22 protein-coding genes are annotated in these 26308 nt (G+C 64.6%); 13 read left to right on the top strand and 9 right to left on the bottom strand.

What is annotated here, in order from left to right; translation table 11 throughout:
• The 3 genes from U1739_RS08620 to U1739_RS08610 all read left to right on the top strand — a co-directional run.
• Positions 1-209 (top strand): hypothetical protein (locus U1739_RS08620; protein WP_332706546.1); only part of this gene is annotated, 209 nt, incomplete at its 5' end.
• 39 nt (positions 210-248) lie between these two features.
• Positions 249-1595 (top strand): TldD/PmbA family protein, encoded by a 1347-nt coding sequence (locus U1739_RS08615; RefSeq protein ID WP_332706543.1) that lies wholly within the window; start codon positions 249-251, stop codon positions 1593-1595.
• Between the two features lie 13 nt (positions 1596-1608).
• Complete coding sequence (locus tag U1739_RS08610) at positions 1609-2373, top strand: 3'(2'),5'-bisphosphate nucleotidase CysQ (RefSeq protein ID WP_332706540.1); 765 nt, start codon at positions 1609-1611, stop codon at positions 2371-2373.
• Here the strand turns inward: U1739_RS08610 and U1739_RS08605 are convergent, their stop codons facing one another.
• Positions 2374-3489 (bottom strand): aldo/keto reductase, encoded by a 1116-nt coding sequence (locus U1739_RS08605; RefSeq protein ID WP_332706537.1) that lies wholly within the window; start codon positions 3487-3489, stop codon positions 2374-2376.
• 80 nt (positions 3490-3569) lie between these two features.
• Here U1739_RS08605 and U1739_RS08600 point away from each other — a divergent pair, with 80 nt between their 5' ends.
• Complete coding sequence (locus tag U1739_RS08600; RefSeq protein WP_332706535.1) at positions 3570-4205, top strand: TetR/AcrR family transcriptional regulator; 636 nt, start codon at positions 3570-3572, stop codon at positions 4203-4205.
• Between the two features lie 149 nt (positions 4206-4354).
• On the opposite strand, the gene U1739_RS08595 is transcribed toward U1739_RS08600, so the two are convergent.
• Positions 4355-5062: a hypothetical protein gene (locus U1739_RS08595; protein ID WP_332706532.1), complete on the bottom strand. Its 708-nt coding sequence runs from the start codon at positions 5060-5062 to the stop codon at positions 4355-4357.
• A 1-nt stretch (position 5063) separates the two neighbouring features.
• The gene (locus U1739_RS08590; protein ID WP_332706528.1) at positions 5064-6269 is read right to left on the bottom strand and encodes a toxic anion resistance protein; all 1206 of its coding nucleotides are present in this window, start codon (positions 6267-6269) and stop codon (positions 5064-5066) included.
• Between the two features lie 181 nt (positions 6270-6450).
• Between U1739_RS08590 and U1739_RS08585 the strand changes: the two genes are divergently transcribed.
• From U1739_RS08585 to U1739_RS08560, 6 genes are all read left to right on the top strand, one after another.
• Positions 6451-8802: a TonB-dependent receptor gene (locus U1739_RS08585; RefSeq protein WP_332706525.1), complete on the top strand. Its 2352-nt coding sequence runs from the start codon at positions 6451-6453 to the stop codon at positions 8800-8802.
• 277 nt (positions 8803-9079) lie between these two features.
• The gene (gene typA, locus U1739_RS08580) at positions 9080-10918 is read left to right on the top strand and encodes a translational GTPase TypA (RefSeq protein ID WP_332706522.1); all 1839 of its coding nucleotides are present in this window, start codon (positions 9080-9082) and stop codon (positions 10916-10918) included.
• A 256-nt stretch (positions 10919-11174) separates the two neighbouring features.
• Positions 11175-12854, top strand: coding sequence for a catalase (locus U1739_RS08575; RefSeq protein ID WP_332706519.1), 1680 nt, complete (start codon positions 11175-11177; stop codon positions 12852-12854).
• Between the two features lie 50 nt (positions 12855-12904).
• Positions 12905-13465, top strand: coding sequence for an ankyrin repeat domain-containing protein (locus tag U1739_RS08570; protein WP_332706516.1), 561 nt, complete (start codon positions 12905-12907; stop codon positions 13463-13465).
• A 179-nt stretch (positions 13466-13644) separates the two neighbouring features.
• On the top strand, positions 13645-14058 hold the full coding sequence (locus U1739_RS08565) for a hypothetical protein (protein WP_332706513.1): 414 nt from the start codon (positions 13645-13647) through the stop codon (positions 14056-14058).
• 89 nt (positions 14059-14147) lie between these two features.
• Entirely contained in the window at positions 14148-14426 is a 279-nt protein-coding gene (locus tag U1739_RS08560) for a DUF3297 family protein (protein WP_332706510.1), read from the top strand.
• Positions 14427-14565: 139 nt separating this feature from the next.
• Here the strand turns inward: U1739_RS08560 and U1739_RS08555 are convergent, their stop codons facing one another.
• Complete coding sequence (locus U1739_RS08555) at positions 14566-15363, bottom strand: LytR/AlgR family response regulator transcription factor (RefSeq protein WP_332706507.1); 798 nt, start codon at positions 15361-15363, stop codon at positions 14566-14568.
• Positions 15360-16499, bottom strand: a complete 1140-nt coding sequence (locus tag U1739_RS08550; RefSeq protein ID WP_332706504.1) for a sensor histidine kinase — start codon at positions 16497-16499, stop codon at positions 15360-15362. Before U1739_RS08550 ends, U1739_RS08555 begins: the two co-directional genes overlap by 4 nt.
• Positions 16500-16568: 69 nt before the next feature.
• On the opposite strand from U1739_RS08550, the gene U1739_RS08545 reads away from it, so the two are divergent.
• Positions 16569-17168, top strand: coding sequence for an HD domain-containing protein (locus U1739_RS08545; RefSeq protein WP_332706501.1), 600 nt, complete (start codon positions 16569-16571; stop codon positions 17166-17168).
• Between the two features lie 54 nt (positions 17169-17222).
• Here the strand turns inward: U1739_RS08545 and U1739_RS08540 are convergent, their stop codons facing one another.
• From U1739_RS08540 to acs, 3 genes are all read right to left on the bottom strand, one after another.
• Positions 17223-19262, bottom strand: a complete 2040-nt coding sequence (locus U1739_RS08540) for a M13 family metallopeptidase (RefSeq protein ID WP_332706498.1) — start codon at positions 19260-19262, stop codon at positions 17223-17225.
• Positions 19263-19343: 81 nt separating this feature from the next.
• On the bottom strand, positions 19344-20519 hold the full coding sequence (locus U1739_RS08535) for an endonuclease/exonuclease/phosphatase family protein (RefSeq protein ID WP_332706495.1): 1176 nt from the start codon (positions 20517-20519) through the stop codon (positions 19344-19346).
• 57 nt (positions 20520-20576) lie between these two features.
• Positions 20577-22517 (bottom strand): acetate--CoA ligase, encoded by a 1941-nt coding sequence (gene acs, locus U1739_RS08530; RefSeq protein ID WP_332706492.1) that lies wholly within the window; start codon positions 22515-22517, stop codon positions 20577-20579.
• Between the two features lie 274 nt (positions 22518-22791).
• Here acs and U1739_RS08525 point away from each other — a divergent pair, with 274 nt between their 5' ends.
• Positions 22792-23181, top strand: a complete 390-nt coding sequence (locus U1739_RS08525; protein ID WP_332706489.1) for a hypothetical protein — start codon at positions 22792-22794, stop codon at positions 23179-23181.
• A 31-nt stretch (positions 23182-23212) separates the two neighbouring features.
• Here U1739_RS08525 and U1739_RS08520 read toward each other — a convergent pair whose 3' ends face one another.
• A complete protein-coding gene (locus tag U1739_RS08520; RefSeq protein WP_332706486.1) occupies positions 23213-24640 on the bottom strand; it encodes a helix-turn-helix domain-containing protein in 1428 nt (475 codons plus the stop codon).
• 104 nt (positions 24641-24744) lie between these two features.
• Between U1739_RS08520 and U1739_RS08515 the strand changes: the two genes are divergently transcribed.
• The gene (locus U1739_RS08515; RefSeq protein WP_332706483.1) at positions 24745-26271 is read left to right on the top strand and encodes an acyl-CoA carboxylase subunit beta; all 1527 of its coding nucleotides are present in this window, start codon (positions 24745-24747) and stop codon (positions 26269-26271) included.
• Positions 26272-26308 lie beyond the last annotated feature (37 nt).

The following is a 26308-nucleotide window of genomic DNA, read 5'->3' as shown; positions in this document are numbered from 1 at the left end:
TCAGGCAGGAAAAGCTGCTGCCGCCGATCGCAACCTTCGATGAAACGCCCCATCACCGGCCTCCCAAATCAGACCATGATCATAGCATATCAGCGCGTTTCCACACAGCCTCCACCAATTTCCGACATTCGCGCACAAAAAAAGCCGGCTGGTTAGGCCGGGCGGATCAATTTGACGAGCGGACCCTTCACCTTCAGGGGACGCCCTGAAGAGTTGCGCCGCCGTCGCCCCCTCCCTAAGTCCCCACCATGCTGACCACCGAACAAGCGCAGATGCGCGCTGCCGATATCGTCGCCCTGGCCACCGCCGCCGGCGCCGACGCCGCCGATGCCGTTTTTGCCGCCGACACCGCGCTAGACGTGTCCGTCCGCTTGGGCGCGCTTGAGAATGTCGGCCGCTCGGAAAGCGCCGAATTGGGCCTGCGCGTGTTCGTCGGCAAGCAATCGGCCAGCGTGTCGACGTCCGATCTGTCGGTCGATGCGCTCGCCGCCTTGGTCGATCGCGCGATCGCCATGGCGCGTGAGGCGCCGGAGGACGAATGGGCCGGGCTCGCCCCGCAGGAGCGATTGCTGCGCGGCGCCCCGCCGCAGCTCGATCTGGATGATGGCGGCGCGGTCGAGCCCGCCGCGCTCAAGGACATGGCGCTGGAAGCCGAGGACGCCGCCCGGGCCGTTGCCGGGGTGACCAATAGCGAGGGCGGCGGCGCGTCCGCCTCGCGCAGCATCTGGGCGCTGGCCACCAGCCACGGTTTCGCCGCCGCTTATGCCGCGACCGGTTACGGCATCTCCGCCAGCGTGCTGGCCGGAGAGGGCGGGGCAATGGTGCGCGATTACGATCACCACGGCGCGCGGCATCGCAGCCGCCTGATGTCCCCGGCCGAGATCGGTCGCGGCGCCGGCGAGCGCACCGTCGCGCGCGCCAATCCGGGCACAGTAAAGAGCGGCGCGATGCCGATCGTGTTCGATCCGCGCGTCGGATCGTCGATGCTGAGCCATCTGATCGGCGCGATTTCGGGGTCGTCGATTTCGCGCAAGACCAGTTTCCTGCTCGAGTCGCTGGGCAAGCGCATCTTTGCCGAGGGCGTGACGATCAGCGACGATCCGCACCGCCCGCACGGGCTGCGCTCGCGCCCGTTCGATGGCGAGGGGTTGCCGGTGTCGCCGACCGCGTTCGTGCGCGACGGCATGCTCGAGACGTGGTTGCTCGACAGCGCCTCGGCGCGGCAATTGGGCCTCGAGCCGACCGGCCATGCCGCGCGCGGCGTCGGCGGCAATCCCGGCGTGGCGACGAGCAACCTGTTCATGGCGGCGGGGCATCTGCCCGTCGCCACCTTGATCGGGGATATCGCCGACGGCATCTATGTCACCGAAATGCTCGGCGGCGGCGCCAATGGCGTGACCGGCGATTACAGCCGCGGCGCGGCCGGCTTCCGCATCGAGAATGGCGAGATCACCACGCCGGTGGCCGAATTCACCATTGCCGGCAATGTGAAGGACATGTTCCTCGCGCTGACCCCGGCCAACGATCTCGAATTCCGCTATGGCAGCAACGTGCCGACGCTGCGCATCGATGGGATGATCGTCGCCGGTGCCTGATCTGGCGCCGGATTTGGCGAACGCCGTCGCCGCGATCGCCGCCGAAGCCGGCGCGCTGGCGCTGGCGCAATGGCGCACCGATTTCGCGCGCTGGGAAAAGGCTCCCGGCAATCCCGTCTGCCAAGTCGATCTCGACGTCAACGCGCTGCTCCGCACCCGGCTCGCAGCGCTGCTGCCCGATGCCGGCTGGCTGTCCGAGGAAACCGCCGACAATGCCGATCGGCTGGCGCAGGACCGCGTCTGGGTGGTCGATCCGATCGACGGGACGCGCGACTTCATCCGCGGCCGGCCCGGCTGGGCGATCTCCGTCGCCTTGGTCGAGCACGGTGCGCCGGTAATCGCGGTGCTCAATGCGCCGGCGCGCGGCGAAGTGTGGCTGGCGCAGGCGGGGCAGGGGGCGACGCTCAACGGGCAGCCGATCGGTGTCGGCGATCGCCGCGACTTTCCCGGCGCGCGCGTGCCGACCGATGCGCTGCCCAAGATCGACAGCGACCTGGTGCCGGTCGACAAGCCCAATTCGATCGCGTTGCGCATCGCCATGGTCGCGGCCAACCGCGCCGATCTCGTGGCGACGCTGCGCTGGGGCCATGAATGGGACATCGCGGCAGCCGTGCTGATCGCGTCCGAAGCCGGTGCCACCGTCAGCGACGCGCTAGGCCAGCCGCTCGCCTTCAACACCCCCAACGCGCAGGCGTTCGGCGTGCTGATCTCGACGCCCGGCATCCACCAGGCCGGGATCGACCGGCTCAGCGAACGGGCGCACCGGCTGTCGCGCTAGTTACGTGTCGGACATCCGCCCGCGCACCGCACTGCCGCCGAACACGACGTTCTTGCGCATCTCGGGCGAAAACAGCCCGTAGATCATCGCCGCCGCCGACACGCTCGCCGCATCCAGCGCCGCGCGATGCTCTGGCCCCAGCACCAGATCGGTCGCGGCGATATTGTCGTGCACCTGTTCCACCCGGCTGACCCCCATCAGCGCGGTATCGACGCCCGGCTTGCCCAGCACCCAGGCCAGCGCGACCCGCGCCGGCGCTTCGCCAATCGCCTCGGCCACGCCGCGCAGCGCCGCGACGATGTCCCAGTTGCGCGGCGTGAACAGCATGTCGCCGAACGGGTTGGCGCCATCCAGCCGTTTGTCGCCCTCGGCCCGCGCCGCGCCGTCACCGGCGTCGCTCGGCAGTCCGCCGGCGCGCGGCGCGCCTGCTTCCACCGTGGCGCGGTCATATTTGCCGGTCAGCAGGCCATAAGCGAGCGGGCTCCACGGCATCATGCCGAGCCCCATGTCCAGCGCCAGCGGGATATGCTCCGCCTCCACTTCCCGCGACACCAGGGAATAGAAATATTGCAGCGCGATCGGCCCGGGCTTGCCCTGCAGCGCAGCCAAGGTGGCGAGCCGCGCGACATACCAGGCCGGCGCGTTCGACAGGCCCCAGTAGCGGATCTTGCCCGCCCGCACGAGCGCGGTCATCGTCTCGAGCAATTCTTCCGGCGGCGTCACCGAATCCCATACATGCACCCAATAGAGATCGATATAATCGGTCCGCAGTCGCCGCAGCGATCCCTCCAGCGCAGCATGGACATGCTTGGCGCCATTGCCCCCGGCGTGCGGACCCTGGCCCGCGGCGAAGCCCGATTTGGTCGCCACGATCAGGCTGTCGCGCAGCCCGCGCTCGGCGATGATCGCGCCGAGCATCTCCTCGCCGCGCCCGCCGGCATAGACGTCGGCGGTATCGACGAGATTGCCGCCCGCTTCGACATAGGCGTCGAACACTGCCGCCGCCGCCGGCTGCTCCATCCCCCAGCGCGCGACCCCGAAGGTCATCGTGCCCAGCGCCAACGGGCTGACCACCAGGCCGGAGCGGCCGAGCGTGCGATAATCGGTAAGGGCCATGACGATGCTTCCGTAGTGATCGATATGGAAGCCCTTTCGGCCCATTGCCGCCGAAGGTCAATCGTTATATATCGATCGCTATGAAATTAAATTTACTGTCGGACCCAGTGGTCGAGCGCCCGCGCACCGGCCGGCCATTATCGTTCGATCGCGTGGCGGCGCTTGATGCGGCGATGCATCTGTTCTGGCGGCACGGTTATGAAGCGACCTCGATCGCCGAACTGACCCGCGCGATGCGCATCACCCCGCCGAGCCTGTATGCCGCGTTCGGCGACAAACGCCGCCTGTTTCACGAAGCGGTCGATCGCTACCTGGGCGGCGGCGACGCGGTGCCCGCGCTGATCGCCGCCGCGCCGAGCGCGCGCCAGGCGGCGCGCGACCTGCTCACCGCCGCGGCAATCGGCGATACCGGTGAGGAGACGCCGCCCGGCTGCCTGCTGGCCAGTGCGATCGTCAGCAGTTCGGCGGCGGCGGCGGACGTGCGCGATGCACTCGCCGCGATCCGCCGCGAGATCGAGGCGCTGCTGCGCGCCCGCATCGAGCGCGACGTGGCGGAGCGGCGTTTGCCCCAGGACAGCGACGCGGAGATGTTGGCGGGGCATGTCATGGCGGTCGTGCAGGGCATGTCGACCTTGGCCAAGGACGGGGCAGGGCGGGAAAAATTGTTGCGGATCGTCGATAGCACGATGGCGGCTTGGCCGGCGGTGGTCGCCTGACGGACAGCCGCTCTAACTCCTCCCCGGAACGGGGAGGGGGACCATTCGCTTTTTCAGCGAATGGTGGAGGGGGACTTCCCCAAGCGGAACGTTGCCGGCCCGCCCCCTCCGTCAGCCTGAGGCTGCCACCTCCCCGTGCCGGGGAGGAATCAAGTGCCCAAGCCGTCTTCGCGATACTTGATCTCGAGATAGCGCCCTCGCGTCGCGAGAAGGTTGAGATCACCTTCGGCCAGCTGCGCCGACATGCCGGCGATCTGCTCGTCGATCACTTTCAGTCCATCGGCCAGTTGCGCGTTAGGCGTCTTTCCGTTGCGTTCGACACCACGCAGCGCGGCGGGCACTCGCGCATAGCCCTTGAGCAATTCGGGCAATTGCTCGCCGACTAGTTTGCGCACTTCCGCTGCTGCCGGCTCGCGCTCGTCCAACGTGGCCAATTGTGGCGCCAGTCCTTCGAGGCGCACGCCGATCCCGTCGATCAGATTTTGCGCCGGCGCCGGCAGGGCCGGGCGCTGCGTCTCCAGCCATTGCTCGGTCTTGAGCGGCAGGGCCTTGAGCGGCACCTGCGCCAGCGCCTCCGGCTTGACCTCGGGAGTCAGCGGGAAGATCGCCAGGATCAACGTCGCCGCGATCAGCGCCGCCATCACCAGCATCGCGCCGCCAATGCCGAGCGGTATGATCCAGCCGACGACCAGAGCGGCGACGAGGATCGCCGTATCCGCCGCCGCGATCCGGCCAAGCCGCGTCATGATCTGCGTGCCCTGGCGCTTGCGCCGTCTGGCGCTCAGCGAGGCGGCCCGCTCGCGCGTGCGATCGAGATATTCGGTGCTGCGCGCGATCTGGCGATCGACATCCGTCACCTCACAGCGCCTCCAGCTTGAACGTTTCGGCGCCGGCGCCGGCATTCTGCGTCGCGCCTTCGGCCCGTGCGATATAGCCGCGCGATTTCTCGACCTCGTTGCCGAGCGTGTTGACCGTGGTCTTCATGCTGTCGAGCGCCTTCAGCTTGAACGTGTCGATCGCGTCCATCGTGTCGTAGATATTCTGGAAGGCGCGCTGCAGCACTTCGATCGGGATCGTCGCGCTGGCCGCTTGCTCGTGGATCGTGGCGGTCTGGCTGCGCAGCAGCTTGCCGGTCGAATCGATGATGTTCGCGGTCGTCGTGTTGAGCGCGGTGATCTGCTCGAGCACCAGTCGCTGGTTGGTCAGCGCCTGCGCCACCGTCACCGCGGTGCGCAAGGCCGAGACGGTGGTAGTCGAGGCGCGATCGACCCCTTTGACCAGCTCGACATTGTTTTTCTTGACAAGATCGAGTGCGAGATAGCCCTGCACCGTCACCGCCATCTGCGTCAGCAAATCCTGCGTGCGCTGGCGGACATAGAAGAGCGCGCTTTCGCGGATCGCCTTTGCCTTGGCGGGATCGCTATGATCGAGCTCGTTGGCTTTGTCCTCCAGCTTCGCGTCCATCTCCCTGGAGAGGACGATCATCTGCTCCAGCCGCCCCATCGCGCTCCACAGATTGGCGCGCTCCACGTCGATCGCGGCATTGTCCATCAGCAGCTCGTCCTTGCCACTGGTCAGCGATTTCAGGATCGAGGCGATGTGCGTCTGCGAGGATTTGTAGCTGTCGAAATAGTTGCGCAGGCCGCCGCCGAACGGGATCAGCCCGAACAGCTTCTTCGGCGCGGTCAAATTGCCGCGCTTGCCCGGATCGAGATCCTCGACCGTGCGGCGCAGCTCGGCCAGATCCTTGCCCACGCCGGTTTCCTGATCCATCGCCCGCGTCGGGCGATCGAGGAAGCGGTTCGATTGCCCGGCGGCCTCGCGAATCTCCTTCTGCCCCATCGCGCTGATCGCATCGACGCGCTTACCGAATTCGGGCGAGTTCACATCCTGCGCGACGAGATCCTCGATGAATGTGTCGACGCGCTTTTGCAACTCGCTGCGCTTGGCATCGTCGACCGGCACCAGCCCCACGGCCTTTTCGGCCGTTACGACCGGCACCGGATCGGGCGGGGTCAGCACCAGGCTCTGTTCTGCAGTCGCGGTCTCGGAAGCGGTCGCCATCGTCAGGATCTCCAGAAGTAGGCTCGATTTTGGGCGCGAACGGCCGCGCGTTCAAGTGTGTTATATGGATAATACGGAAAAACGTGCAAATGCACGTCAACTGTCATGAAAATCACATCGAACGTACGCGAATCCGCAATGGTCTCTGCTTAGCTGCGGCGCAGCAATCAAAGGGGATTCCATGACCAAGCTTTTCGTTCGCGGCAGCATTGCCGCGCTGCTCGCCTGCACGTCCAACGTCGCGATGGCGCAAGCCGATGTCCAGGCGGACCAGGCCGACAGCGGCAGCGAAGAGATCGTCGTCACCGCGCAGAAGCGCGAACAGCGCATTCAGGATGTGCCGCTGACCGTCACCGCAGTGACCGGCGCGCGCATGGCCGAATTGGGCGTCAATTCGCTCACCGAAGTGGCGATGTACATTCCGGGCCTGCGTATTCAGGAGCAGAGCGCCAACAATCCCGGTTTCGTGATCCGCGGCATCACCTCGGACAACGGCTCGTCGCAGCAGGGCGCGCGCGTCACGCTATATTATAACGGCGTGGACATCTCGCGCTCGCGCGGCGCGTACCAGGATCTGTACGATCTCGAGCGGATCGAGGTCGTGAAGGGCCCGCAGGCGACCCTGTTCGGCACGGCCTCGGCGGTCGGCGCGGTGTCGATCATCTCGGCCAAGCCTGAGGCCGGCACGTCGGGCGGGATTACCGCCTCATACGGCAACTACAACCGCACGCAGGTATCGGGCTTCCTCAACGCCGGCAATGACGTGCTCTCCGGGCGCCTTGCCTTCGCCTACAAATATCGCGACGGCTATGTCCGCAATATCGCCGGCGATCCCGATCGCGCCAACCAGAACCAGGGCAGGACCGATCAGGACGATCTCAATGGCCAGGATCAGCGCGGCATTCGCGGCTCGCTGCACTTCGCGCCATCGGACAGCGTCACTGCCGATCTGGTCCTGACCTATGACGGCCAGCGCAACCCGGGTACCGCGTTCAAGTCGCGCAATCTGGTGCCGACAGGCGGCGCGAACGGCGATTATGGCTATGCCGAGCTGTCCGGCTCGCCGTTCAGCAAGCAGGTGCTGGGCGACAGCAAGCTCGGCCTCAAGCGCAACGTGTACGATGCGAACCTGACCGTCTCGGTCGATCTCGCACCCGGTGTTACCTTTACCACGGTCAACGGCTATCGCCGCTTCGACGCCAATGAAGTGTTCGATGCCGATGGCGGCCCGGCCTGGTTCCTCGAATTCGCCGAGGACGCCAAGGGCGACCAATGGAGCCATGAGGGCCGCTTCAACTTCACCGGCGACAAATTGCGCGCCTCGTTCGGCTGGAACGCCTTCTTCGAGAACGGCTACCAGCGCGTGCCCTTCTCGACCGAAGAAGGTACCTATCTGGCCTGTACCGGCCAGCTCGCGGCACTCGGCATCACCGGCTGCGTTGCGCCCAATGGCACCGTCACCGCGGCACGCGCCACCGCCCTGCTCACCGCCGGTGCGCGGACCCAGGTGCCCTATGCCTCGGAATATACCAATTACGGCAATAACGACACCTATTCGGTGTTCGCCGATGCCACCTGGACGCCGGTGCCGGCGCTCGAACTCACCGCAGGCGCACGCGTCCTGATAGAGAATCGCCAGGCGGGCTACAGCTCGGTGCAGCCCAATTCCCAGCTCGTTGCCGCGCTGCTCGGCCGCAACGTCGCGCTGCTGCCGATCGTCAGCACCGGCGGCCGCAAGGTAGAGGCGGAACGCAGCTTCGCCGCCATCCTGCCGCGCTTCAACCTGTTGTACCGCATCACCGACGCGGTGAACGTCTATGGCACGATCAGCAAAGGCCGCCGCTCGCCGGTCGTCCAGCTGGGGTCCGTGGCGAGCCCCGGCGGTCAGATCGTGGGGTTGCAGATCGTGCCTAACGAGATCGTGTGGAACTATGAAGCCGGGATCAAGGGCAGCGCCGGCCCGTTCTCGGGCTCGCTTGGCGTGTTCTACCAGCAATATGACGGCTTCCAATTCTCCGTCACCACGGCCAGTGGTGCGGAGGTACGCAGTGCCGATGCCAAGAACCTGGGCGTCGAGGCGGAAGGCAATCTGCGGCTCGGCAAGATCGCATCCCTGTTTGGCAGCTTTGCCTATATCGACGGCAAGCTGAACGAAGACCCGGCCTTCGGCGCCTATTCGGGCGATCGCTTCCGCCTGCAGCCCGAATTTACCGCATCGGGCGGCATCAACGTCCGGGTGCCGCTGAACGACAGCACGTCGTTCTACGCGGTCCCTTCGGCGACCTATCAGAGCAAGGTGTTCTTCGAACTCCCCAATACCGAAGCGATCAGCCAGAAGGGCTACACGCTCGTCAACGTGCGTGCCGGCGTGGAATTCGCGCAAGGGCGCTACCGGATCGGCGGCTTCGCCCGCAACCTGACCAACGAGCGCTACCTGATCGACGCCGGCAACACCGGCGGCAGCTTCGGCACCGCAACCTATATCGCCGGCGAGCCGCGCTTCTACGGTGTGGAACTCGGCGCCAAGTTCTGACCTTCCGGCAGGACGCCAAGGCATCCTCTCACTGTTCCCCCGCGAAAGCGGGAGCCCAGGGGCCACAAAAGCTAGCGCTTGCGACCCTGGGCTCCCGCGTTCGCGGGAGAACATCGCGGAGCGGAATCGAGCGGCATAATTGCCGAACCAAGGCTGGGCAGGCATTGATGTCCTCGCCAGCGCGGCCTTCTTGTTTGCCCCCGCCCTTGTTGCGCTGCGACAAGTAGGCTAGGGGCGCGCGCTAATCATTCCCCAAGCTAAAGCACCGGATATACTCATGGCCCTCCGCAATGTGGCGATCATCGCGCACGTCGATCACGGCAAAACGACCCTCGTCGATCAGCTGTTCCGTCAGTCCGGCACGTTCCGCGACAACCAGCGCATCGAAGAGCGCGCGATGGATTCCAACGATCTCGAAAAAGAACGTGGCATCACCATTCTCGCCAAGCCGACCTCGGTCGATTGGACGCCGCCGGGTGAGAGCGAGAGCATCCGCATCAACATCGTCGACACGCCCGGCCACGCCGATTTCGGCGGCGAAGTGGAGCGCATCCTGTCGATGGTCGACGGCGTCGTGCTGCTGGTCGATTCGTCGGAAGGCGCCATGCCGCAGACCAAGTTCGTCACCGGCAAGGCGCTGGCGCTCGGCCTCAAGCCGATCGTCGTCGTCAACAAGGTCGATCGCGCCGATGCCCGCATCCAGGAAGTGCTCGACGAAGTGTTCGATCTGTTCGTGTCGCTCGACGCAAATGACGAGCAGCTCGATTTCCCCGTCCTCTACGCCTCGGGCCGCAACGGCTATGCCTCGACCGACATGGACGCGCGCGAGGGCACGCTGATCCCGATGTTCGAAACGATCGTCAGCCACGTGCCGCCACCCGCGGTGGAAGTCGCCGGCGTGCCGTTCACCTTCCTCGTGACGTTGCTCGATCGCGATCCCTTCCTCGGCCGCATCCTCACCGGCCGGGTCAATTCGGGCGTGGTGAAGACCAATCAGGCGATCCACGCGCTCGATAACGACGGCAAGATCATCGAGACCGGTCGCGCGTCCAAGATCATGTCGTTCCGCGGGCTCGATCGTGTGCCGGTCGATGAAGCCAAGGCAGGCGACATCATCAGCTTGGCCGGCCTGTCGGTCGCCACCGTCGCCGACACGATCGCCGACATCACCGTCACCGAGCCGCTCCACGCCCAGCCGATCGATCCGCCGACGCTGTCGATGCGTTTCGCGGTCAACGATTCGCCGATGGCCGGCCGCGAAGGCACCAAGGTGACCAGCCGCATGATCCGCGAGCGCCTGTTCCGCGAAGCCGAATCGAACGTCGCCGTGAAGGTCACCGAGGCGGCCGACAAGGACAGCTTCGAAGTCGCCGGCCGCGGTGAGCTTCAGCTCGGCGTGCTGATCGAGACGATGCGCCGCGAAGGCTTCGAACTCGGCATCAGCCGCCCGCGCGTGCTGTTCGGCGAAGACGAGAATGGCAAGAAGACCGAGCCGTACGAAACCGTCATCATCGACGTGGACGAGGAGCATTCCGGCACGGTCGTCGAGAAGATGAACATCCGCAAGGCCGAGATGACCGACATGCGGCCATCGGTCGGCGGCAAGACGCGCATCACCTTCTCCGCGCCCAGCCGCGGGATGATCGGCTATCACGGCGAGTTCCTGTCGGACACGCGCGGCACCGGCATCATGAACCGGCTGTTCGAGAAATATGACGCGTTCAAGGGCAATATCGAGGGCCGCAAGAACGGCGTGCTGATCTCGAACGGCTCGGGCGAAGCCAACACCTATGCGCTGGGTCCGCTCGAGGAGCGCGGCATCCTGTTCGTCGGGCATGGCGAGACGCTGTACGAAGGCATGGTCGTCGGCGAGAACGCCAAGCCGGAGGACATGGAAGTCAATCCGATGAAGACCAAGGCGCTGACCAACTTCCGGGTCAGCGGCAAGGACGACACGGTGCGCCTGACCCCGCCGAAGAAGATGACGCTGGAGCAGGCGATCGCCTATATCGACGATGACGAGATGGTCGAAGTGACGCCGAAGTCGATCCGCCTGCGCAAGCGCTTCCTGGATGCCAACGAGCGCAAGCGAGCGAGCCGCGCGAAGCAGGGGTAATTGCCCCCAAGCTCGACACTCGAAGACGGCGCGGCTTTGCCGCGCCGTTATTGCATGTTGGTGGTCAGCGTGGCGCCGCATCTGCGCGCGGCTCTCCCGTCATCCTGTCGCCCATGCCCGTGATCGAGTGAGGCATTGGCCGTAAGTGAGATAGATCACTTAGTAAAAATCCCCCCATCGGCCACAGACTGCCCCTTGCAGCCATCACGGCATGCAGCAGCGCCCCGCACGGGGTGCAGCTCTAAGGGGAACCGATATGCTTAAACGACACACTTGCTCTGTTCTGGGCACGATGACCGCGCTGGCGCTGCCGCTCGCCGCGCACGCACAGAGCTCCGCCTCGACCCAGGTCGAAACGCGCATGACCACGATCGCCCAACCATTGCCCGCCAGCAAGTCCATGGCCGCGCAGGCCGGTGTGCCCGGTACGGTCGATGCAAACGGCAATGCCGGCACTGCCGCCGCGCCGCACTTCACCCGCGACAATGGCGCGCCCATCGGTGAGAACCGCAATTCGAAGACCGTCGGCGATCTCGGCCCCGTGCTGCTTGAAGACAGCCACCTGCTCGAGAAGCTCGCCCGCTTCGACCGCGAGCGCATCCCCGAGCGCGTGGTTCATGCCCGTGGCACCGGCGCGATCGGCGTGTTCACCGCCTCTGCCGATCTCGGCGATATCACGCGTGCGTCGCTGTTCGTTGCCGGCAAGCAGACGCCGACCTTCGTACGCTTTTCGACCGTCATCCATCCCTCGGGCAGCCCTGAGGGCCTGCGCGATCCGCGTGGCTTTGCGGTGAAATTCTACACCGATCAGGGCAATTGGGATCTGGTGGGCAACAATCTGCCGGTCTTCTTCATCCGCGACGCGATCCAGTTTCCGGACATGATCCATTCGCTCAAGCCCTCGCCGATCACCAATAAGCAGGACCCCAACCGGGTGTTCGACTTCTTCTCGGTGACGCCCGAGGCGACCAACATGCTGACCCATGTCTATTCGAACCTCGGCACGCCGGCGTCCTACCGGACGATGGACGGCAACGGCGTCCATGCGTTCAAGCTGGTCGACAAGAATGGCGATACGGTGTTCGCCAAATTCCGCTGGATCAGCCGCCAGGGCGTCAAGAACCTGAACGGCGATGCCGCCTCGAAAGCCCCGTTCAACTATCTGACTGACGATCTCTATACCGAAATTGCCGCCGGCAATTTCCCGGCTTGGGACCTGATGGTGCAGACGATGAAGCCGTCGGAGTTCGCCAAGCTCAGCTACAACCCGTTCGACGACACCAAGGAATGGCTCGGCGTGCCGTTCAAGAAGGTCGGCGAAATGGTGCTGAACAAGGTGCCCGACAATTTCTTCGAATATACCGAGCAGTCAGCGTTCGCCCCGTCGAACATGGTGCCGGGGATCGAGCCGTCGCCGGATCGCATGCTGCAGGGCCGGCTGTTCTCCTATGCCGACACGCAGCGCTATCGCATCGGCGCCAACGTGCAGTCGTTGCCGGTCAACCGTCCGCTGGTAGCGGTGGTCAACAACAACCAGGATGGCCAGCTCAACCATGACGAGCGGAAGGCGGACGTGAACTATTTCCCGGCGCAGACCGCCGAGAAGATCACCGACGCGCAGTATCGCCAGTCGAGCTATGCGGTCTCTGGCATGGCCGACGTCAAGCCGATCTCCAAGACGGACAATTTCGACCAGCCGGGGAAATTCTACCGTGCGTTGTCGGCGGCGGACAAAGCGGATCTGATCGCCAATCTGGCGGGCGATCTGAACGTCGTCACGTCGGCGCGGACCAAGACGATCATGGTCAGCTATTTCTACCAGGCCGATAAGGACTATGGCACGCGGCTCGCTCAGGCGACCAACGTGCCGCTTGCAGACGTTACGCGCGCCGTCGCGCAATATCGCGCCGCCAACGCCAAGCTGGCGACACGCTGATCGATCGGCCGGATCCCCGTGGGGGTCCGGCCGCTTTTCGAGGAACGACCATGCTGTCTTATCTTTTCGCGGCGCTGCTGGCCTCGGCGCCGGTTCAGGCGTCGCCCGCTCCCGCGGCCACCGCGCTTCCCTCGCCCGAGCGGCGCCAGGAGCTGCTGTTCGAAGCCGCCAAGCTAGGCCGTACCGACTTGATCGGGCCGCTGGTCAAGGCTGGCGCAGACGTCAATGCGCGGGAGACGCGCGGCTTTACCCCGCTGATCCTGGCGGCCTATAATGCCCATCCCGACACGGTCGAGGCGCTGATCGCGGCTGGGGCGGATGCCTGCCTGCCCGATCGCGATCAGGGCAATACCGCGCAGATGGGCGTCGCGTTCAAGGGCGATGACGCGATCGCGGCGCGCCTGTTGAAGGCCGGGTGCGACATCAATGTACCCAACAAGGCGGGGCAGACTGCGCTGATGATGGCCGCATTGTTTGCGCGCACCAAGCAGATCGACATGCTGCTCGCCGCAGGGGCCGATCGCACCTTGGTCGATGCCGCGGGACGCTCGGCGATGGCAGTGGCCGCCGGGCAGGGAAGCGACGCAACGGTGCGCCAATTGGGCCAATAGGCCGCAGCTTGGCCGCCACGAGATGGTGCGGCGCCGCGCCGCCCACCTGAACACTCCATAAATGCCGCATTCCACGCCGGTTCAGGCCGACTCGTCTACCTCGTTGAAACAAGCTCGGCAGGTCACGCGTTTATCGGGCCTCGCACGAACCAGGGCTTGCTGGCATGAGGAGTATGAACATGAACAGCGTGATGAAGAAAGCGGGTCTCGGCATCGCCCTCGCCGCCACGGCCCTGACTGCGGCCGCCCCGGCCGATGCGCAGCGTTATCGCGGTGGCTATGGCGGCCATTATGGCCGTGGTTGGGATCGTGGCAACGATCGCACCGGCACGGCGATCGTCGCCGGCATTGCCGGTCTGGCGATCGGCGCGGCGATCGCCTCGAACGGGCGCGATCGCTATCGCGATGGCTATTATCGCGATCGCGGCTATCCGCGGAACTACGATTACAATTATTACCAGCAGCGCGGTTACTACCCCAATGACGGCTATTACGCGCAGCGCTATCGCGGGCGTGGCTATGGCGGCTGCCGGGTCGAGCGCCGCTGGGATCCCTATTATGGGCAACCGGTGCGGGTCCGCGTTTGCTACTGAGCTGATCACCCACACGAAGCGGCGTCGGAGCGATCCGGCGCCGTTTTCGTGTCTGGCATTCGCGGGCGTTTTACGCCAAAGGCTCGGCCATGACCGATACGCCCCCAGACCGCCTGTCCTCCAACCCGCGCAGCCCATTCTTCGATGAAGAGAAATTGTCGCGCGGCATCGGCATCCGCTTTAAGGAGCGCGAGCGCCACGACGTCGAGGAATATTGCCTGTCCGAAGGCTGGATCCGCGTTGCGCTCGGCAAGAAGGTCGATCGCAAGGGCAACCCGCTGACGATCAAATATAGCGGCCCGGTCGAGGCCTGGTACGAGCGCGCCGCTGATGGCGATGCACCGGTTGAGGCTGAGCCCGAAGCCTAACCGTATAGCGCGCTTCCCCGGCGAAGGCCGGGGCCCAGTCGCGGAACAGAAGATAACTGCCGCTGCGCTCCGTTACATCCACCGTCGCCACTGGGCCCCGGCCTTCGCCGGGGAAGCGCCGATATCTGGCAGCTAAGCCTCAGTGGACGAACCGCGCAACCACGTCGCGGTAGCTGCGGGATACCTTCACCTGGGCGTTCGACTGCAGCACCAGGAAGCATTCGCCATTGGTGTGCGGCTTCACTTCCTTGACCAGGTCAAGATTGACGATGGTTGAACGGTGCACGCGCTGGAAGCGGCGCGGATCGAGCCGTTTCTCCAGATCCTTCATCGTCTCGCGCAGGATCAGGGTGTTGTCGCCGGTATAGATGCACATGTAATCGCCGGCCGCATCGATGCGCTCGATCGTGTCGACATCGACGCGGAAAATCTGCCCGCGATCCTTGATGTTAATGAGCTTCTCGAAACGGTTGGACGAGACTTCGCCGCCGTCGGCGAACTCGGTCACGCTATCGGGGGAAACCTCGGCCAGCACTTCCTTCAGCCGATCGACTTCCTCCACGCCGCGCTTCTCGGTAAGCCGCTGCCGCACGCGGTCCAGCGTATCGGCGAGCCGCGATTCCTCGACCGGCTTGAGCAAATAATCCACCGCCTGCGCCTCGAACGCCTTCAGCGCGTGATCGCTATAGGCGGTGACGAACACGAACAATGGCGGCTCGACTTCCATCAGCCCCTGCACGACGGAGAAGCCGTCGAAGCCGGGCATCTGGATGTCGAGGAAGACCAGATCGGGCTTGTGCGTCTTGATGCTGCGGATCGCCTCGCGGCCATTCTGGCAGCGATCGATGATCTCGACATCCTCGTGCGCGGCGAGGCGGAGCTCCAAGCCCTGGATCGCCAGCGACTCGTCATCCACCAAAATCGTTCTAATCGTCATGCAACCTCTCTTGCCAATCCTCTCGACGCATCGTCGAGCTGGAACGGAATTTCGATCTCGACTTCGAACCCGCCTTCCGGCCGGCTTCTCGCTTCGAAGCTGTGGTCAGGCCCGAACGCCTGCGCCAGGCGTTCTCTAATATTGGCAAGCCCGACCCCGGTTGAAAGGCTTGGACGTGCTTTCATTTCATGCAAGCCCGGACCGGTATCGGATACGGCGATCTGCACGCGATCTCCGGCGAGCCGCGCGGAAACGCGGATTTCCGCGCCGTCCTCCTTGGGCGTGACGGCATATTTGATCGCGTTCTCGACCAACGGCTGGAGCAAAAGCGACGGCAAACGCGCCCGTTCGACGCGCGTATCGATGTCGAATACCGGGCGCAGCCGCTCCTCGAAGCGCATCTTCTCGATTTCCAGATACAGTTTCAGCGTCTCCACCTCTTGGGCCAGCGTCACGTTCGCCGTGGCCTCGTTGGCCAACGTGTAGCGCAGGAAGGATGACAGCCGGCTGAGCATGGTGTTGGCCCGCTCGGTCTGCTTGAGCAGCACCAAGGTCGAAATCGAGTTCAGCGTATTGAACAGGAAATGCGGATTGAGCTGATAGCGCAGCATGGCCAGCTGCGCCGAGCTGGCCTGGTTGCCCAATGTCTCGAGCTGGTCGATCTGATCCTCGACGATGAGGTAGAAATTGATCCCGAAATAGAGCGCCGACCAGCCGGACAACACGGTGAAACTGAGGAAGATCGTGCCCAATACGAGGTTCAGATTCAGCCCGGGATTGTCGAGCTTGATGAACGAGAAGGAGAAGGCATTGAGCACCGAATAGAGCAGGGTCGCCGCCGCCAGCGTGATGATGGTCAGCAGGATCCCGCTGATCCGCGGTAGCCCGCGATAATAACCGTACAACGTAGAGAGCAGCAGCGTGATGCAATAGCCGACGATCGATTCGATGATCACCGGGATCAGCACGTCGAGCGAGGGCCCGTTGGAGATGCTGGAGACGCTGCGCAACAGCAGATAGCCGCTCCATCCGGCCGCCTGCAGCGTCCAGAAGGCACGGCTCTTTTCTTCGAAGAACGGCCGCGAGAAAATGTCGGGCTTCTTGAGCGCGCGTACGGGCAGAGTGGGGGTGACCATCGCTCAGGCCTTACAGGGACTGACAAGGCAGCGCAAAGCGCGCTATGTTGGCAGCGTTAGGAGAGAGACATGAACGCACCGCAAGACCGGGCACAGTTCACCGCCATGACCGAGGGCACCCAGCAGGACTGGAGCCTGATCAGCGGTCATTTCATGGAATTTTCGAAGAAACTGCCCAGCCGCGTGCTCACGCACCTTAAATTGCTCGACGGGGATTATGGCGGCTTCCCGGTCGATCGACTCGAACATTCGCTGCAGACGGCCACGCGTGCTTATCGCGACGGCCGTGATGAGGCCTATGTCGTGATGGCGCTGCTGCATGATATCGGCGACACGCTCGGCAGCTTCAATCATCCCGAGATCGGCGCGGCGATGCTGCGCCCGTTCGTGTCGGAGGAAGTGCACTGGATCGCCAACACGCATGGCGTGTTCCAGGGCTATTATTTCTTCCATTATATCGGCGGCGATCGCGACCTGCGCGAGAATTACCGTGGCCATCCACATTTCGAGGCGTGCGCGGAATTCTGCGAGAAATACGATCAGTCGGCGTTCGACCCGAATTATGACAGCGCACCGCTGGAATTTTTCGAGCCGATGGTGGGGCGCGTGATGTCGCGGCCGATCAACAGCATCTACGCCAAGGCGGCGAGCGAGGCGGCCGCGGCTTAAGCGCTACCGCAATATCGCTCTTCCCCGGCGCGCGCCGGGGAAGAGCGGAGACTGCTACCAAATGTGCACGCGCTCGCTCGGCGCGAGATACAGCTTGTCGCCCGGTTTCACGTTGAACGCGGTGTACCAGGCATCCACGTTCCGCACGATGCCGTTGACGCGGTAGAACGGCGGCGAATGTGGATCGGTCAGCAGCCGCGCGCGGGCGGCGCCTTCGCGCAGCTTGCTCTGCCAGGCCTGGGCATAGGCCAGGAAGAAGCGCTGGTCGCCGGTCAAGCCGCCGATCACCGGCGCCTTGCCGTGCTTGGCCTGATATTGCTGGTACGCGGCGTAAGCCGTCTCGACCCCGCCGAGATCGCCGATATTCTCGCCCAGCGTCAGCTTGCCGTTGATCTTGGTGCCGGGGATCGGCTCATAGCCGTCATATTGCTTGGCCAGCGCCGCGGTGCGCTCGCTGAACGTCTTGCGTGCTTCCGGCGTCCACCAATTCTCGAATTTGCCGGTAGCGCCGAACTGGCTGCCCTGATCGTCGAAGCCATGGCCCATTTCGTGGCCGATGATCGCGCCGATCGCGCCGTAATTGACCGCCGCATCGGCCTTGGGATCGAAATAGGGCGGCTGCAGGATCGCGGCGGGGAAGGTGATCTGGTTGGCCAGCGGGTTGTAATAGGCATTCACGGTCTGCGGGGTCATGTCCCACAAAGTGCGATCGACCGGCTTGGCCAGCCGCGACAGATCCAGCTGATGCTGGAATTCGCCGGCGCGCATGGCGTTGCCGACCGGATCGTCGCGCACGATCTTGAGGCTCGAATAATCGATATATTTGGTCGGATGGCCGATGCGCGGATCGAACGCGGCGAGCTTGGCCAAAGCCTGCGCCTTGGTCTTGTCGTCCATCCAGCTATTGGCCTCGATGCGCTGCTGGTAGGCGGCGCGCAGATTGGCGATCAACTCGGCCATCTTGGCGTCGCTTTCCGGCGGATAGTGGCGCTTGACGTAGATCTCGCCGATCGCCTCGCCCATTACCCCGTTGACCAAGGCGATGCCGCGCTTCCAGCGCGCGCGCTGCGTCGGCTGGTCGTTGAGCGTCTTGCCGTAAAAGGCGAAGGTCGCGTCGTCGATCGCCTTGGGCAGCACGCCGGCATTGGCCGCGGCAAAGCGGAACTTCATCCAGTCCTGCCAAGTCGAGACCGGCGTCGCAGCGTAGATCTTGCCAAGCTCGGTCAGCGCGGTCGAGGTCGCCATGATGACGATCGGATAGTCGCCATAGCCGGCGGTCTTGAGCAGCATCGGCCAATCGAATTCCGGCGCCAGCGCCTGGCGCTTGGCGGCATCCATCGGCTTGAGCATTTCCATCAGATTGCGCTGCTGCTCGGGCGACCATTGTACCTTGGCCATGGCCGTTTCGAGCGCGATGATCTTGTCCGCCTTGGCCGCGGCATCGGCCACGCCCGACAGCGTCAGGACCTGCGTGACATAGGTGCGATACGCCGCCCGATACGTGTCGTATTTCGCGCCCGGCAGCAGATAATAATCGCGCCCGCCCATGCCGAGGCTGCCCTGGCTGACCGCGACGGTATATTTGGTCGGGTCGGCGGGATCGGGCAACTGGCCGACTTCGACCGGGCTGGCATAGCCGACGGTGGCGAACAAGGTCTGCAGCTTGGCTTTGTCATTGGCCGCATCGATCGTCGCGAAATAGGGTTTCAGCGGCGCCGCGCCGCGCCGCTCGATGCCGCTCTCGTCCATGAACCCGGCATAGAGATCGCCGATCTGCTTGGCGCCCGGGCCGGTCGCGGCGGGATCGCGCACCGCATCCTTGATGATCGCCTGGACCTGCAATTCCGCCTGATCGACCAGGATCACGCTGGAGCCGGCCGAAGTACGGTCCGCGGCGATCGCGGTGCGCGCATCCCAGCCGCCATTGGCGAAGGTCCAGAAATCGTCGCCCGGCTTCACGTCCTTCTTCTGCGCGGTCAGATCGACGCCGAACGTGCCGTAGGTCGGTCCGGCCTTGTCCTGCGACAGGACCGGCGCGGCGGCGGCCAGCGCCAGGATTGCGGTGGATAAGCGGACGGCGGTGGAGATACGCATGGATGTCCCTCAATTAGTGTATTGCCGTAATGTAGCGGTAGGGCAGGGCCTGAGCAATCGCCAAAGATCGGCGCGACAGCGCTACTTGGGCGGCTTGACCACGTCCGCCGCGCCGCTGACGATGCTGCCCAGATACTGGTCGCTGAAATCGGTGGCGATCTCGATCCACAGCGGATGATGATCGGACATCTGCCAGGTGCGCCATTTCTTGTAGAGCGCCTCGGGCGTCTTGGCCTTGGCGGTGGAATCCTTTTCCAGATCCTTCTTGGGCAGCGCCTCGGCATAAAGCGCCAGATCGGCATCGGTGAACACATCCTCGAAGATGTCGACCATGCCGCCGCCCAGCACCTTGAACCGCGCATCCTTTACACGCACCGCGATCTGATCGTAGAAATGCTGGCCGAGCTTGCGCACCTTCTTGCCGTCAATCTCCGGCGGCACGACGAAGCCGTTCGATTTCAGCGCCTGCATCGTCTTGTGTTCGGGGCTGACGACGTTGAAATCGCCCAGGATGATGTAATTCTCTACCGGACGGTCCTTCGCCGTGGCGCGTTTGCTTGCCTTGTCCTGGCGCTCGGCGAAAAACGTCACCAGCGCCTCGATCTCGGCGATGCGCTGGTCGAGCGCCGCGCCGGACGCGGCACCATAATAGAGATGTGCGGTGCACAGGCTGAACTGGAACCAGCCGGACTGGAACGCGACAAGAAACGGGCTGCGCGCGAATTGCAAATGCTGTTCCTGCTTGGTCACCGGCACGGCGGTGTCGGGCGCCATGCTGGCCGGTGCCTTGACGTTCTTTTCGGCGACGATCAACTGCCCTTGCGGCAGCACGATCTCGCCGGCGACCTTACGGAAGAACACCTTCTCGGTATTGTAGACGAACACCATGCGCTCGCCATTGCCGCCCGATCCTTCGGTGATGTCGGTGGCGATATAGGTCCATTCGCGCCCGAGAATGGCCATCACGCGATCCAGCGCGTCCATATCCTCGTTCACTTCCTGCACCGCGACGAGATCGAAGGCAGCGATCATCTCGGCGATATAATAGAAGCTCTCGGTGCGGCGTGGGCCGAAGCCGAACTTGTTCGAATCGAAGTCGCGGATGTTCCAGGTGGCGAGCAGCAAGGATGACTCGGACTTGCGATCGCGCAGCGGCTGCAGCCGCGCACGGATTTTGAGTAATCGATCGGCACAGTGCTCGGCGCCGTCTTGATCGGCGCCAAAGGCGCGGCGCAATCCTGCATACATGTTCGACATGGCAGACCCTCCCCGGTTGCGGTCGGCTGATATCCTAGCAGAATTGCGTGCCGAATATCAGTCCACCCGATTGGCCACGAGATCATCGACCACCGCCGGATCGGCCAGCGTGCTGGTATCGCCCAGGCTCGACACGTCACCCTCGGCGATCTTGCGCAGGATGCGGCGCATGATCTTGCCGGAGCGCGTCTTGGGCAGGCCGGGGGCGAATTGCAGCTTGTCCGGCGCGGCGATCGGGCCGATTTCGGCGCGCACCCATTTGATCAGCGCCGCGCGCAGGTCGTCGCTCGCGGTCTCGCCGGAATTGAGCGTGACATAGGCATAGATGCCCTGGCCCTTGATGTCGTGCGGCATGCCGACCACCGCCGCCTCGGCCACTTGGGGATGCAGCACGAGCGCGGATTCGACTTCCGCCGTGCCCATGCGGTGGCCGCTGACGTTGATCACATCGTCGACCCGCCCGGTGATCCACCAATAGCCGTCCTCATCGCGCCGCGCGCCGTCGCCGGTGAAATATTTGCCCTTATACGTGCTGAAATAGGTCTGGAAGAAGCGCGCATGATCGCCCCACACGGTGCGCATCTGCCCAGGCCAGCTGCGCGCAATGACGAGATTGCCCGAGTTCGCGCCGGTCAGCACATCGCCTTCGGTATCGACCAGTTGCGGGTCGATGCCGGGCATCGGCTTGGTCGCGCTGCCGGGTTTGAGGTCGGTCGCGCCGGGCAAAGGGGCGATCAGCGCGCCGCCGGTTTCGGTCTGCCACCAGGTGTCGATGATCGGGCAACGCCCGTCGCCGACCACGTCGTGATACCAGCGCCACGCTTCGGGGTTGATCGGCTCGCCCACCGTGCCGAGCAATTTCAGCGACGAACGATCGGTGGCGTGAACGAAACTGTCGCCTTCCTTCATCAGCGCGCGCAATGCGGTTGGGGCGGTGTACAGCGTGTGCACTTGGTGGCGATCGACGACCTGCCAGATGCGGCTGGCGTCGGGCCAGGTCGGCAGGCCTTCGTACATCAGCGTCGTCGCGCCGTTGGCCAGCGGGCCATAGAGGATATAGCTATGCCCGGTGACCCAGCCGAGGTCGGCGGCGCACCACCAAACGTCCCCGGGGCGATAATCGAAGCATAATTCGTGCGTCAGGCTGACCCACAAAAGATAGCCACCGCTGCTGTGCAATACGCCCTTTGGCTGGCCGGTCGAGCCGGACGTGTAGAGGATGAACAACGGGTCTTCCGCGCCCATCGGCTCGGCCGGGCAGGTCGCGGGCACTTCCGCGGCGGCATCGTGATACCAGACGTCGCGCCCATCCTGCATCGTCACCGCGCCACCGGTCGCCTGCACGACGATCATCGTCCGGAGCGCCGGCGCGCGGGCCGCTGCGGCGTCGGCATTGGCTTTCAGCGGGATGCGCTTGCCGCCGCGGCGCCCCTCGTCGGCGGTGACCAGAATGGTCGAATCGCAATCGGTGATCCGCCCGGCCAGCGCCTCGGGCGAGAAGCCGCCAAACACGACGGAGTGGATCGCGCCGATCCTCGCGCAGGCCAGGATGGCGAACGCCGCTTCGGGGATCATCGGCATGTAGATTGTGACCCGGTCGCCCTTCTTGGCGCCTTGCGCTTTCAGGACGTTGGCGAAGCGGCATACTTCGGCATGAAGCTCGCGATAGGTGAAGCGGCGTGGGTTTTCAGTTGGTTCGTCTGGTTCCCAGATCAGCGCAACCTGCTCGCCGCGCTTGGCGAGATGGCGATCGAGGCAATTGGCGGCGACGTTCAACTTGCCGTCGGCGAACCAATTGATGTGGAAATCCTTCTCGTCGAACGACCAGTCGCCGGCGATTTCGGGGCGCTTGATCCAGTCGAGCCGCCGCGCCTGTTCGAGCCAGAAGCTGCCGGGATCGGCGAGGCTGCGGCCGTAGAGTTTTTCGTAACTGGCCGCGTCGAACCTGGCGTTCGCGGCCCATTCTGCCGGGACGGGATAGGTTTGCTGGTCTGACATTTCGGCTCTCCCCTGCGCGCCGAACCTTTTGGCGGCAGCCGGCGCCCGGTGGCAAGCGCGTCGTTGCGAATTCGCGCGGGACGCTGGGCAGGCGTGGTTCCATAGCGGACCGCCGCCGGTGTCGGCGCTCCGCCGCTGGTCGAAAGCGTCGCTCTTCATATCAGTACGGATCGAGGTTATGGTTGCGGTCCGCCGGGATGGGGCGGTCGAGCGAATTGGGTGGCGCTGACGATGCCTGAACGCCCTATGATCCGAATATCGAAGGATGATGATCATGCGCTCCGCAAGCTTGCTCATCGGCCTGGTTGGGCTCGGCTCGGCCAGTGCTGCCGAGGCTTGCCGCTGCGTTCGGTTGACGCCTGCCGCCGCATATCGGCAGGCCAACGCCGTGTTGCTTGGCACGGTGCGTGAGGCCCCGGATGTATCGGCCTATGATCGTGCCTACCGGATCCACGTCGAGCGTAGCTGGAAACGGCAGTTAAAGGGCTCGGTCAGCGTCAACAGTACGCGCAGTTCGTGCCTGGCCGATCTCCGACCGGGCGAGAAATATCTGATCTATGTGGTCCGCGATCCAGCCGGTACGCTGCGCACCTCGGCGTGCCAGGGCAACAAGCCGGCCGACGCGGCCGGGCTGGCGCTCGCCTGGCTCGCCGGGCGTAAATAGCGCGGTCAACCGCGGCCGGTGACGCTGCCGCTCAGATCACCCGGTACGGCACTGTGCCCCTGACATCGGGATCAACGGCGATGCCCCGGTCCGCCGGCGGAAAGGCGCGCTGATCGCAATCGTCGCGCGGGCACAGCCGGCAGGAGATGCCGATCGGGGTCGCCTGCGCGGTGCGATCCAGCGCGTCGGCATAGACGAAATCGCCGGCATGTTCCGCTTCGCAGCCCAGCGTGACGGCGTAGCGCCGCGGGGTGCGGGTGAAGCTGCCCGAGGGTTTGACCAGACCCTTGGCCATCGACACATAGCGCACTCCGTCCGGCGTTTCGGCGAGCTGCACGGCGATGCGATCGGGAATCGCCACTGCTTCGTGCACGATCCATAACGGGCAGGCGCCGCCGAAGCGGGCGAACTGGAAGCGCGTTGCGCTGTGGCGCTTGGTGATGTTGCCGGCCATGTCGACGCGGCAGAAATAGAACGGGATGCCCTCCGCGCCCGGGCGTTGCAGCGTAGACAGCCGGTGGCACGCTTGTTCGAAGCTGACGCCGAAGCGACGGCACAGGCGATCGATATCGTGGCGCGTCGCGCGGGCGGCAGTGCGGAACGCGGTGTAGGGCATGGTCAGCGCGCCGGCGGCGTAGTTGGCTAGGCCGATGTGGAGGAGATTGCGCGCGGCGTCGCCCTCGAGTTCGGCGGTGGCGACGATCGCTTCGATCTCGGTCGCAAAGGCGATTGCGGCGAGGCGGTGCGCGATCTGGAAGCGGCGGCTTTCGGGGGGCATCGTGGCGTCGAGCGTCAGCGTGTGGCCGTTAAACGCTGCTAAGGGATCGCTGGCCCGATCGGTGGCGCTGATGGACACGCCGTGACGCGCCAACGCCGCCGCCAGCGCATCCTGTTCTCCCGCGAAGGCGGGAGCCCAGACTGGGCTGCCGCCTTCGCGGGAGAACGCTGCGTCGCTGGACGCCAGCGTTTCCGCGGCCCGGTCGAGCGCATCGACATAATTGCCACGATCGTGAAACCAGTCGCGCACCGCTTCCCATGGCTTGCGCCCGCCGCCGCCTGACGTCGTTTGTTCCTCGACCATCTGCAGCCGTTCCTCCGCCGCGCGCATGGCGCCGTGCAGGGCGATAAAGCGGTCCGCGAAATCGGGGCGCTCTTCCGCCAGGCGGGCGATGATGTCGGCCGATGGGGGCGGGGGAAGGAGCGGGTCGGCCAGTGCCTGGCTCAGCGAGGCGAGGCGCAGGGCGGGGGGCGCATCATCCAGGGCGGCGAGTGCCCCCGGATGATGGCGGCGGACCGCGGCCGTAACCGCCGGGGTCAGCGGACGGACGCCGCCTTCGAGCTGCGAGAGATAGCTGACCGATACGCCAAGCCGCGCGGCCATCGCCGCCTGGTTCAGCCCGGCCGTTTGGCGCAAGGCGCGGAGCTGTTCGCCGGCGAAGAGGCGGGTGGGGCGAGGCATGGTCGGTGCCTACTTCGCAAGCTGGGTCTTCGCAACTTCGCAAGTTCACATTTGCAAAACCCGCAACGAGCGGGAAGAGAGGCGGCGCACCACCGGAGACCCTTATGTCCTCGACCATTGCCGAACTCGAACGCAAGCGCGACGCGGCACGGCTGGGCGGCGGGGAGAAGCGCATCGCCGCGCAGCACGCCAAGGGCAAGCTGACCGCGCGCGAGCGGCTCGAGGTGCTGCTCGACGAGCATTCGTTCGAGGAACTCGACATGTATGTCGAGCATAATTGCATCGATTTCGGCATGCAGGACCAGATCATCCCCGGCGACGGCGTGGTCACCGGATCGGGCACGATCAACGGCCGTCTGGTGTTCGTGTTCAGCCAGGATTTCACCGTGTTCGGCGGGTCGCTTAGCGAGCGGCACGCGCAGAAGATCTGCAAGATCATGGATATGGCGCTGAAGGTCGGCGCGCCCGTGATCGGGCTCAACGACAGCGGCGGCGCGCGCATCCAGGAGGGCGTCGCCTCGCTTGGCGGCTATGCCGAAGTGTTCCAGCGCAACGTGCTGGCGAGCGGCGTCGTGCCGCAGATTTCCCTGATCATGGGGCCCTGCGCCGGCGGCGCAGTCTATTCCCCCGCGATGACGGACTTCATCTTCATGGTGAAGGATTCGTCATACATGTTCGTCACCGGCCCAGATGTAGTGAAGACCGTTACCAACGAGATCGTCACGCAGGAGGAACTGGGTGGAGCAGTGACGCATACCACGAAGTCGGGGGTTGCTGACGTGGCCTTCGAGAACGATATCGAGGCGCTGCTCGCGGCCCGCGACTTCGTGGACTTCCTTCCCGCCTCCAACCGCGAAGCAGCGCCCGAGCGGCCGTCGTCCGATCCATGGGACCGCATCGAGGACAGTCTCGACACGCTCATCCCGGCCAGCGCCAACCAGCCCTACGACATGCACGAGTTGCTACGTAAGGTTGTCGACGAAGGTGATTTCTTCGAAGTCCAACCAACCCACGCGGGCAATATCATCGTTGGGTTCGGGCGGATCGAGGGGCGCACCGTGGGCTTCGTGGCCAACCAGCCGATGGTGCTGGCCGGGTGTTTGGATATCAATTCTTCGAAAAAGGCGGCGCGGTTCGTGCGCTTCTGCGACTGTTTCGATATTCCGATCGTCACGTTCGTCGATGTGCCGGGCTTCCTGCCGGGGACGTCACAAGAGTTGAACGGGATCATCAAGCATGGCGCGAAATTGCTGTTCGCCTATGCCGAGGCGACCGTGCCCAAGATCACCGTGATCACGCGAAAAGCCTATGGCGGCGCGTATGACGTGATGGCCTCGAAGCATCTGCGTGGCGACCTCAATTACGCTTGGCCGACCGCGGAGATTGCGGTGATGGGCGCCAAGGGCGCGGTCGAGATCATCTTCCGCGGCCGCACCCCGGCCGAAATCGCTGAGCAGACTGCGGTGTACGAAGCGCGCTTCGCCAATCCGTTCGTTGCCGCCGCCAAGGGCTTTATCGACGAGGTGATCCAACCACATTCGACGCGCCGGCGCATCGCGCTGGGCCTGCGCAAGCTGCGCGGCAAGGCGCTGGAAAATCCGTGGAAGAAGCACGACAATATTCCGCTGTAAGGGCTGTCTGTCGCCGGCGCCCGCGCATTGCAGGCGC

The sequence above is a fragment of the Parasphingomonas puruogangriensis genome, from assembly GCF_036663635.1.
In the GTDB taxonomy this organism is placed as follows: Bacteria; Pseudomonadota; Alphaproteobacteria; order Sphingomonadales; family Sphingomonadaceae; genus Sphingomonas.
Note: the sequence above shows the minus strand (reverse complement) of the source record. Positions and strands in the feature narration are given on the sequence as shown.

Excerpts from the sequence above, each read along its gene's own strand:
- U1739_RS08545 (WP_332706501.1), top strand. The coding sequence starts at position 16,569 with ATGAACGCACCGCAAGACCGGGCACAGTTCACCGCCATGACCGAGGGC.
- U1739_RS08600 (WP_332706535.1), top strand. The coding sequence starts at position 3,570 with ATGAAATTAAATTTACTGTCGGACCCAGTGGTCGAGCGCCCGCGCACC.
- acs (WP_332706492.1), bottom strand. The coding sequence starts at position 22,517 with ATGTCAGACCAGCAAACCTATCCCGTCCCGGCAGAATGGGCCGCGAAC.
- U1739_RS08555 (WP_332706507.1), bottom strand. The coding sequence starts at position 15,363 with ATGACGATTAGAACGATTTTGGTGGATGACGAGTCGCTGGCGATCCAG.
- U1739_RS08590 (WP_332706528.1), bottom strand. The coding sequence starts at position 6,269 with ATGGCGACCGCTTCCGAGACCGCGACTGCAGAACAGAGCCTGGTGCTG.
- U1739_RS08525 (WP_332706489.1), top strand. The coding sequence starts at position 22,792 with ATGCGCTCCGCAAGCTTGCTCATCGGCCTGGTTGGGCTCGGCTCGGCC.
- U1739_RS08605 (WP_332706537.1), bottom strand. The coding sequence starts at position 3,489 with ATGGCCCTTACCGATTATCGCACGCTCGGCCGCTCCGGCCTGGTGGTC.
- U1739_RS08570 (WP_332706516.1), top strand. The coding sequence starts at position 12,905 with ATGCTGTCTTATCTTTTCGCGGCGCTGCTGGCCTCGGCGCCGGTTCAG.
- U1739_RS08565 (WP_332706513.1), top strand. The coding sequence starts at position 13,645 with ATGAACAGCGTGATGAAGAAAGCGGGTCTCGGCATCGCCCTCGCCGCC.
- U1739_RS08575 (WP_332706519.1), top strand. The coding sequence starts at position 11,175 with ATGCTTAAACGACACACTTGCTCTGTTCTGGGCACGATGACCGCGCTG.
- typA (WP_332706522.1), top strand. The coding sequence starts at position 9,080 with ATGGCCCTCCGCAATGTGGCGATCATCGCGCACGTCGATCACGGCAAA.
- U1739_RS08520 (WP_332706486.1), bottom strand. The coding sequence starts at position 24,640 with ATGCCTCGCCCCACCCGCCTCTTCGCCGGCGAACAGCTCCGCGCCTTG.
- U1739_RS08515 (WP_332706483.1), top strand. The coding sequence starts at position 24,745 with ATGTCCTCGACCATTGCCGAACTCGAACGCAAGCGCGACGCGGCACGG.
- U1739_RS08615 (WP_332706543.1), top strand. The coding sequence starts at position 249 with ATGCTGACCACCGAACAAGCGCAGATGCGCGCTGCCGATATCGTCGCC.
- U1739_RS08550 (WP_332706504.1), bottom strand. The coding sequence starts at position 16,499 with ATGGTCACCCCCACTCTGCCCGTACGCGCGCTCAAGAAGCCCGACATT.
- U1739_RS08535 (WP_332706495.1), bottom strand. The coding sequence starts at position 20,519 with ATGTCGAACATGTATGCAGGATTGCGCCGCGCCTTTGGCGCCGATCAA.
- U1739_RS08540 (WP_332706498.1), bottom strand. The coding sequence starts at position 19,262 with ATGCGTATCTCCACCGCCGTCCGCTTATCCACCGCAATCCTGGCGCTG.
- U1739_RS08585 (WP_332706525.1), top strand. The coding sequence starts at position 6,451 with ATGACCAAGCTTTTCGTTCGCGGCAGCATTGCCGCGCTGCTCGCCTGC.
- U1739_RS08560 (WP_332706510.1), top strand. The coding sequence starts at position 14,148 with ATGACCGATACGCCCCCAGACCGCCTGTCCTCCAACCCGCGCAGCCCA.